The sequence below is a fragment of the Roseomonas indoligenes genome, from assembly GCF_017813365.1.
GTDB classification, from domain to species: Bacteria; Pseudomonadota; Alphaproteobacteria; order Acetobacterales; family Acetobacteraceae; genus Roseomonas; species Roseomonas indoligenes.
Genome location: NZ_JAGIZA010000003.1, coordinates 466,854 through 474,709, shown reverse-complemented (window position 1 = coordinate 474,709; position 7,856 = coordinate 466,854). Strand labels below are relative to the sequence as shown.

Here is a 7,856-nt window from a genome sequence, read left to right as displayed (position 1 = left end):
AAGGTCGTCCACCGTCGGGATCTGCTGCCCCAGCTTCCAGGTCCCGCCCTCAATCCTCCGGCGAAACAACGTCGCCAGCTGCAAGTAGCGCGGCACCGCGCTGCGACTGAAGTCCAGCCTGCCCGAGCGGGCTTCGGTCCCGCCTTGCCGCAGATCCCCGCCCGCGCGGGGAAACGAAGCCTCAGGCGGCGGCATCGTAGAAGGCCTCGCCCCGGCGAAAGGCCGCGATGTCCCGCAGCATCCGCGCGATGATCGCCGCCCGCGTCTCATGCGTCAGTGAAGCGTAGTGCGGCGCCAGCACCGCGTTCTCCAACGCCAGGAAGCGGGGATCGAGAGCCGGCTCGCTCGCGAAGACGTCCAGCCCGGCCGCCGCGATGCCGCCACCCTCCAGCGCGGCCAGCAGCGCCGCCTCGTCCACCACGGAACCGCGCGCGATGTTCACCAGCACGCCGCGCGGCCCCAGCGCGGCCAGGGCGCGTGCATCCACCATGTGCCGTGTCTCCGCCCCGCCCGGTGTCGCCAAGATCAGCACATCCGCCCACTCCGCCAGGGCGGCCACGTCGGGGTAATACGTCCAGGGCGCCTCCGGCTTCGGGCGCGGCCCGGTCCAGCCCACCTGCATCCCGATCCCGGCCGCCCGGCCGGCGATGGCGGCGCCGATCCGCCCCAGCCCGACAACCCCGGCCCGCTTGCGATGCAGGCTGATGCCCGGACTCATCCGGCCCTGCATCCAGCGCCCGGCCCGCACGAAGCGGTCCGCGTCCGCGATGCGTCGCGCGGCGCTGTACATCAGCCCGATCGCGAAATCGGCCACGTCCTCCGTCAGCTCGTCCGGCGTGTGGCTCACCGCGATGCCGCGGGCGCGGGCGGCCTTCAGGTCGATCTTGTCCAGGCCCACGCCCATGGAAGCGATCAGCCGCAGCCCCGGCCGCGCCGCCATCGCCGCCGCATCCGCCCCCACCATCCCCGTGGTCACGGCGATGCGCGCCTCCCCCGCCGCCGCGTCATCCGCGCCAACCACGGCGTATTCCGCCGCGAGCGCATTGCGCAGGTCCTGGGGCAGGGCGGCCAGGGCCAGCACCGTCTCGTGGCTCATGCTGTTCCCTCCGCCTCGGCACGCGCACGGGCGAGCCCGGCCATGATCTCCGGCATCCGCGCCTCTGCCCTCTCGCTCAGGCTCCCGTAGAGGCTGTTGCCGTGCGCATCGATGCCGACGGTCAATGGTCCCAGCCCCTCCACCTCCAGCGTCACCAGCCGGTAGTGCGAAACCAGGTCGTTCCAGTCCACCGCCAACACCTTCCGGATCGCGTCCGACAGAAGCGGCGCCCCGCCACCGACGAAGGAAAGGTACACTCCGCCCACCTCGCGCAGCGCCTCCACACAGGCAGCGTCCAGCCCGCCCTTGCCGCCCACCGCAAGCAGCCGGAAATGCCGGATCAGCCCGGGCATCAGCGGATTGAAGCGCGTGCTGGTGGTCGGGTTCATGTACAGCACCTCGAACCCGCCATCCTCCGTCTCGCGCGAGTAGCTGCCGAGATGGAACAGGCTCCCGCCACGCAGGTCCCGCGGCGCCTCGCGCTTGCCCTCCGCCACTTCCACGATGCGGTGATGCGTCGGCAGGCCGGCGGTGATCGTGACCTCCCCGTCCAGCAGCACCATGTCCCCGGCACGGAGCGACAGCGCATCCTCCGCTGAGAGCGGCATCCGCAGCCGCCGGATCTCGTCCTCCATGGCCGCCTCCTACTCGATCCGCTCCAGCCGCCCGTCCTCATAGAGGCGGGCGCGGGTGCGGCGGTTGATCCAGCAGTTGAAGGCCACGGCCACGGGCGTGAAGCCGTGCCCGGCCGCGTAATCCACGTGGACGCCCAGCGCCGTCGTGTCCCCGCCCGTGCCCATCGGCCCGAACCCCGTGGCGTTCACGGCCTTGAGAAGCCGCTCCTCCATCGCCGCCAGGATCGGCTCCGGGTTGATCGTGCCATAAGGCCGCAGGGTCGCGCGGGCCGCCAGCTTCGCGCAGTAGTCGAAGGTGCCGCCGATGCCCACGCCGATGCTCACCGGCGGGCAGTGCTGCGATCCGGCCTTCAGCACGCACTCCATCACGTAGCGCTCGATCTGCTCCAACGTCGGGAAGGTGAAGATCTCCATCGCCGCCCAGCGCCCCGAACCCAGCGCCTTGGGCTGGCAGACGATCTCCACGAAGGCCGCCCCGTCCACCAGGTCCCAGGTCACCAGCGGCATCTCCTTGCCGCGATAGCTCCGCTCGTTCGTCAACGGGTTGGTCACGTGCTTCAGCAGGGGCGGGTTCGTCGTCGCCACCAGCTCGTCAAAGCCGTCCGAGATGGCGCGCTTGATATCCCCCTCCAGCCGCACGCCCGTCCCGATGGAGATGACGTAATTCGGCACACCGGAATCGGAGCAGACCAACCGGTCCTGCGTCTCCGCCATCTCCGCGCTGCGCAGCAGGATGCCCAGCGTCTTCCGGGCCACCTCATTCGTCTCGGTTTCCCGCGCCCGCCGCAGCGCGTCCAGCGTGTCGTCGGGAACCTTGCGCAGCGACCACTCGTAGAGCTGCGCGGTCGTGCGCTTCATCATGTCGTAGGTGATGGGCACGTCGTTCCCCTACCGCCTTCTTTGAGGATGGATCAATCCTCGAAGAAGGGCGTTTCCTCTTCCACGCCGCCGCGCAGGTGGATGTCGAAGCGGAACACGCGCACCCCGTCCCTCTCGCCTTCCGGCACCGCCACGATCTTAGCGCGGCGGGCTTCCGGCACGAGGTTCAGCATCGGGTCCGCCGCATTGGCGTCCTCGAAATCCGGGAAGAACAGCGTGGCCAGCACCCGCCGCATCAGCCCCGCGCCCATGACGGTGAGGTTCACATGCGGCGCGCGCCGGCCCGCCGGGTCATCATACCCGCCGGGCAGGAGGGTGCGGAACTCGTAATGCCCCTCCGCATCCGTCCAGGCGCGTCCCCAACCCAGGAAGTCCGGATCGGCCAGGTGCTGCTCGGGATCGGCCGGGTGGTTGAACCGCCCCGCCGCATCCGCCTGCCAGGCCTCCAGGATCATGTTGATGCAGGGGAACCCGCCCTCCTTCGTCACGCGCCCCTGGATCAGGATCGGCTCCCCCCGCGTCGTCGGCCGGGCCTCGGCGTTCAGCCGCGTCAGGTCGTTGTCGCCATCCGTGAAGAAGGTGCGCGGGAAGAAGGGCCCGATCGTGTGCTGGGAACTCGGGGAAAGCATGTCCATCGGCTCAGGCCTCCGGCGTCGCGTAGCGGCCGCGCAGGACGATGTCATGGGTGAAGGCGATCCACCCATCCCCCACCTCGGCCGGATGCGTCTGGCGCGCGATCAGCCGCTGCCGGGCCGCGGCGTCCGGGATGGATTGCAGGATGCGGTCCCACTCGTTCATCGGGTCGCCCGGGAAGTACATCTGCGTCACCAGCCGCGAGAGCGAGGAAGGCCCGAGCACGGAGAAGTGGACATGCGGCGGCCGCCACCACGTGTCCTTCACCGGCACGGGGTAGGCGCCGGGCTTGATCGTGAAGAAGGCGTAGCGCCCCTCCTCATCTGTCCGCACCCGCCCGTTGCCGACGAAGTTCGGGTCCAGCGGCGCATCGCGCTGGTCGATCGGGTGGTAGTAGCGCCCGGCGGCATTCGCTTGCCACAGCTCCACCACCGCGCCGCGCACCGGCCGTCCCTCCTCGTCCAGGATGCGCCCGGACATGTGCATCAGCTGTCCCTGCGCGATCCGTCCCGGCCCGAGCACGGCCAGGTTGCTCTCCTCGCAGGGAAGCTTGCGCCACAGGTCCAGCGGCCCGGTCGCCTCGGTGCGCGTCACCGGCCGGCGGATCAGCGGCTGGGCAGGGGTATGCGTCCAAGTGTTGGGATAACCCTCGATCGGCACCGCCGGCTCGATCCCCTGGGGAAAGGGATCGAAGCGGTCGGGCACCGGGTGAGGGGGGAAGTTGGTGTCCATGGCGGGCCTCACTCGTCCGGCTTGAAGCCGGATGCGGCGACGATCGGACCCCAGGTCGCCGTCTCCCGGGCGATGCGCTCGCGGAAGGCGCCGGGCTCCACGGTGAGCGGCGAGATGTCGATCCGCGTCAGCGCGTCCTTGATCTCCGGCGTGGCCGCGGCGGCCACGATGGCATCGTACAGGGCGGTGACCGTCGCGGGCGCGGCGCCGCCGGGCAGCACCGCGCCGTACCACTCCTCGTGCACCAGCTCAGGGAAGCCGGACTCCGCGAAGGTCGGCACCTCCTGCAGCCTCGGCAGCCGTTGCGGCGAGGAGATGGCGAGGAGGCGCATCTCACCGGCGCGATGGAAGGCGGTCATCTCACCCAGCGGCAGGATCACCGCCTGCAAGGTGCCGGACAGCAGGTCGGCCGCGGCAGGCGCCGAGCCGCGGTAGGGGATGTGGCTCATGTTCAGGCCGGCCATGCGCGCCAGCTCCGTGCCGATGAAGTGCGGCATGGAGCCGGGAACGGGCGAGGCCCAGTCCACGGAGGTCCGCGTCTTCCCCCAGGCGACGAACTCCTGAAGCGTCTTCGCCGGGTGCTTCGACGACACCGCCAGGCCGAAGGGAAACACACAGACCGGCGAGACGGGCGTGAAGTCCTTCAGCGGATCGTAGCGGAGCGTGCGCGCATAAAGATGCGGGTAGATCGTCAGCATGGAAGCCGGAGTGATGACGAAGGCGGTGCCATCCGGCGCCAGCGGCTTGAGGTTCTCCAACGCCAGCCGCCCGCCGGCGCCGGGCCGGTTGTCCACCACCATCTGCGCGGCGCCGAGCGCCCGCAGCCGCTCCACATACATGCGGGTGACGCTGTCCGCCGTACCGCCGGGCGGGAAGCCGACAATGGCGCGGCCGGTGCGGGCATTCTGGGCAAAGGAAGAACCCGCGGCGGCAGCCATCGCAGCGCCACCCATCCCCAAAAAGGCCGCGCGGCGGCCAATCGGCATGCTCATTCCTGTTCAACCTTCCGGACGTTCCGCGCGGGCCGTTCCGGCCCTGCGTCGGGGATTCCAGCTTGAGCCCGATCCCCTCGATTGGGGCAAGCCTGCCAAAGCCGCCCCTTTGTGTCAATCGACTGACCTTTTGACATCGAGCCCTCCCGCTGGCACCGTCCGCCGCAACAAGGCGGGGGAGGGAAGGCGATGCGGCGTCGATCGGCGGTCGCGGCCCTGGCACTGCTGATAGGTGCGAAGCCGGGGATGCCTGCCGCAATGACGGAACACGAAACGCTGGAGCTCCCCTCCGGCCGGCTGGCCCTGATGCGGGAGGGAAGGGGCCCCCTGATCGTGCTGCTCCCCTCCCTCGGGCGCGGCCAGGAGGACTTCGACGACCTCGCCCCGCGCATCGCCGCCGCCGGCTTCAGCGTGCTGCGGCCGGAGCCGCGCGGCATCGGCGGTTCCGCCCCGCTGCGCCCCGGCGCCACGCTGCACGACATGGCCGCCGACGTGGCCGCGGCGATTGAGGCGGAGGGTGCCGGCCCCGCCATCGTCGCGGGACATGCCGCAGGGAACTGGGTGGCGCGCGTCCTCTCGCACGACCGGCCGGATCTCGTGCGCGCCGTCGCCCTCCTCGCGGCCGTGACGGGCACGGAGGTTGACCCGGAGATCCGTCGCTCCATCACCGCCAGCTTCACTCTATCCCTCTCCGACGAGGAGCGGCTCTCGCACCTCCGCCGCGCCTACTTCGCCCCCGGCAACGACGCGACGGTATGGCTCCCGGGCTGGCACCCCGAGGTCTCGATGGCCCAGCGCGCCGCGGCCGCCGCCACCGCGGACAAGGCCTGGCTGCGCGCGGCGGAGCGCCACCCGTTGCTCTACGTCGCCGCCGCCGAGGACGCGATCGCCGCCCCGCCCTCCCTGGCGGAACTGCAGGCCAGCCTCGGCCCGAACGTGACGCGCGTGGTGGTCGAAGGCGCCGGCCACGCCCTGGTGCCGGAACAGCCCGCCGCCGTGGCGGAAGCCCTGGTCGCTTTCGCGCGGAGCCTCCCCTGATGCACCGCCGCGCCCTGCTCGCCGCGGCCCTCGCGCTCCCCGCCCTCCCGGCCCGCGCGGAATTCCCGGGACGCAGCATCCGCCTCATCGTGCCCTATCCGCCCGGCGGCATCACGGACCTCGTCGCACGCAAGGTGGCGGAGGGGCTGGGGGCCCTCTGGGAACGCGCTGTGGTGGTGGACAATCGCCCCGGTGCCGGCGGGAACATTGCGGCCGCAATCGCCGCGCACGCGGCCCCGGACGGCAACACCCTCTACATGGGCTTCGCCGGCACCCATGCGATGAATGTCAGCCTCTACCGGAAGCTGGAATACGATCCGGTGGCGGACTTCACCCCGGTCTCCCTGCTGATCGAATCCCCGCTCGCCCTCACGGTCCATCCCTCCGTCCCAGCCCGGAGCCTGGCCGAACTCACCGCCTACGCGAAGGCCAACCCGGGAAAGCTCGCCTTCGGCTCCTCCGGGAATGGCGGCGCCTCGCACCGCTCGCTCGAGATGTACAAGGCGATGGCGGGGGTGGACATCCTGCACGTGCCCTATCGCGGCGCCGCGCAATCCAACACCGACCTGCTCGGCGGCAAGATCCAGGGCATGTTCGATACGCTGATCACCGCCGCGCCGAACATCCGCGCGGGCGCCGTGCGCGCCCTGGCCGTCACCGGCCGCAGCCGCGCCGCCCTGCTGCCGGAGGTGCCGACGCTGGCCGAGGCGGGCCTGCCCGGCTACGTCTTCCTCACCTGGCTCGGCCTGCTGACGCCCGCCGGCCTGCCCGATGCGATCCGCGACCGCATGAACCGCGACATCCGCACCGTGCTGGCCGATCCGGCGGTGCGGCGCTGGTGCGAGGAGAACGGGCTGGAACCCGCACCCTCAACACCGGGGGAGTTCGCCCGCTACATGGCGGATGAGACCACCCGCTTCGCCGCCTTCGTGCGCGAGACGGGCATGACACTGGACTGAACGGAGAGAGCGTGTTGAGCGACGAGACGCAGACGGTCCGGGCGAACGTCCTCCTCTTCCACTGCCGCATCGACGGGCCCGAGGGCGCGCCGTGGCTGGTGTTCAGCAACTCCCTCGTGACGGACCTCTCCGTCTGGGACGCGCAGGTCGCCGCCTTCGCCGGCCGCTACCGCACCCTGCGCTACGACCAGCGCGGCCATGGCGGCACGGAAGTCCCGGCCGAACCCGCGAATTTCGAGGTTCTGGCGAATGACGCCGCCGCCCTGATGGACCATTTCGGCATCCGCGGCGCCGTCGTCGCGGGTGTCTCCATGGGCGCGGCCACCGCCCTCCTCCTCGCGGCGCGCCGCCCCGATCTCGTCTCGGCCGTGGTCGCCTCTGACGGGCAGGCCGCCACCGCGCCCGGCGGGGCCCAGGCCTGGCAGGACCGGATCGACCTCGCGCGCGAGAAGGGCATGGAGGCCTTCGCCGACGCCACGGTGAAGCGCTGGTTCTCCCCCGCCTCCGTCAGCGCGGCCCATCCGGCCATCCCGCGCGTGCGGCGCATGATCGCGACGACCGCCGAGCCCGGCTTCGTCGCCTGCGCCCGCGCCCTGCAATCCTACGACCTCCGCGCGGAACTGCCCGCCCTGCGCCAGCCCGTCCTGCTGATCGCGGGGGAGACGGACGGCGCCATGCCCGCGACGATGCGCGCCATGGCCACCTCCATCCCGGATGCCCGCTTCGTCGAGATCTCCGCCGCCGGCCACCTGCCGTGCATCGAGGCACCCGGTCCCTTCAACGCGGCCGTGGAAGCCTTCCTCGCGGAGAAGGTCCCCCGGATCGAGTTCGCGTCGCCGGACGATCCTACGGCGAAGGCCGTTCCGGAGGCGTAGCCCAGCAAAAAGAAAGG

Annotated in this window: 9 protein-coding genes and 1 pseudogene; 3 read left to right on the top strand and 7 right to left on the bottom strand. The window is 71.1% G+C overall.

The genetic code is table 11. The features are described from left to right. From J5Y10_RS07325 to J5Y10_RS07295, 7 genes and pseudogenes are all read right to left on the bottom strand, one after another. Positions 1–195, bottom strand: a pseudogene (locus J5Y10_RS07325) (hypothetical protein); the annotation flags it as partial. Next, a complete protein-coding gene (locus tag J5Y10_RS07320) occupies positions 182–1,096 on the bottom strand; it encodes an NAD(P)-dependent oxidoreductase (RefSeq protein ID WP_209372218.1) in 915 nt (304 codons plus the stop codon). The gene J5Y10_RS07320 and the pseudogene J5Y10_RS07325, both read right to left, overlap by 14 nt. Further along, positions 1,093–1,731, bottom strand: a complete 639-nt coding sequence (locus J5Y10_RS07315; RefSeq protein ID WP_209372216.1) for a fumarate hydratase C-terminal domain-containing protein — start codon at positions 1,729–1,731, stop codon at positions 1,093–1,095. Before J5Y10_RS07315 ends, J5Y10_RS07320 begins: the two co-directional genes overlap by 4 nt. Before the next feature lie 9 nt (positions 1,732–1,740). Continuing rightward, the gene (locus tag J5Y10_RS07310; protein ID WP_209372214.1) at positions 1,741–2,610 is read right to left on the bottom strand and encodes a fumarate hydratase; all 870 of its coding nucleotides are present in this window, start codon (positions 2,608–2,610) and stop codon (positions 1,741–1,743) included. A 32-nt stretch (positions 2,611–2,642) separates the two neighbouring features. Beyond that, a complete protein-coding gene (gene pcaG, locus J5Y10_RS07305; protein ID WP_209372211.1) occupies positions 2,643–3,245 on the bottom strand; it encodes a protocatechuate 3,4-dioxygenase subunit alpha in 603 nt (200 codons plus the stop codon). A gap of 4 nt (positions 3,246–3,249) precedes the next feature. Beyond that, positions 3,250–3,975, bottom strand: coding sequence for a dioxygenase family protein (locus tag J5Y10_RS07300; RefSeq protein WP_209372209.1), 726 nt, complete (start codon positions 3,973–3,975; stop codon positions 3,250–3,252). Between the two features lie 8 nt (positions 3,976–3,983). Further along, positions 3,984–4,913: a tripartite tricarboxylate transporter substrate-binding protein gene (locus J5Y10_RS07295; RefSeq protein WP_209372207.1), complete on the bottom strand. Its 930-nt coding sequence runs from the start codon at positions 4,911–4,913 to the stop codon at positions 3,984–3,986. Between the two features lie 312 nt (positions 4,914–5,225). Here J5Y10_RS07295 and J5Y10_RS07290 point away from each other — a divergent pair, with 312 nt between their 5' ends. From J5Y10_RS07290 to J5Y10_RS07280, 3 genes are read left to right on the top strand one after another with little or no spacing between them, the layout of a single operon-like run. Next, positions 5,226–6,005 (top strand): alpha/beta fold hydrolase, encoded by a 780-nt coding sequence (locus J5Y10_RS07290; RefSeq protein ID WP_245214376.1) that lies wholly within the window; start codon positions 5,226–5,228, stop codon positions 6,003–6,005. Beyond that, on the top strand, positions 6,005–6,964 hold the full coding sequence (locus J5Y10_RS07285) for a tripartite tricarboxylate transporter substrate binding protein (RefSeq protein WP_209372203.1): 960 nt from the start codon (positions 6,005–6,007) through the stop codon (positions 6,962–6,964). Before J5Y10_RS07290 ends, J5Y10_RS07285 begins: the two co-directional genes overlap by 1 nt. A 14-nt stretch (positions 6,965–6,978) precedes the next feature. Beyond that, the gene (locus J5Y10_RS07280) at positions 6,979–7,839 is read left to right on the top strand and encodes an alpha/beta fold hydrolase (protein WP_209372202.1); all 861 of its coding nucleotides are present in this window, start codon (positions 6,979–6,981) and stop codon (positions 7,837–7,839) included. Positions 7,840–7,856 lie beyond the last annotated feature (17 nt).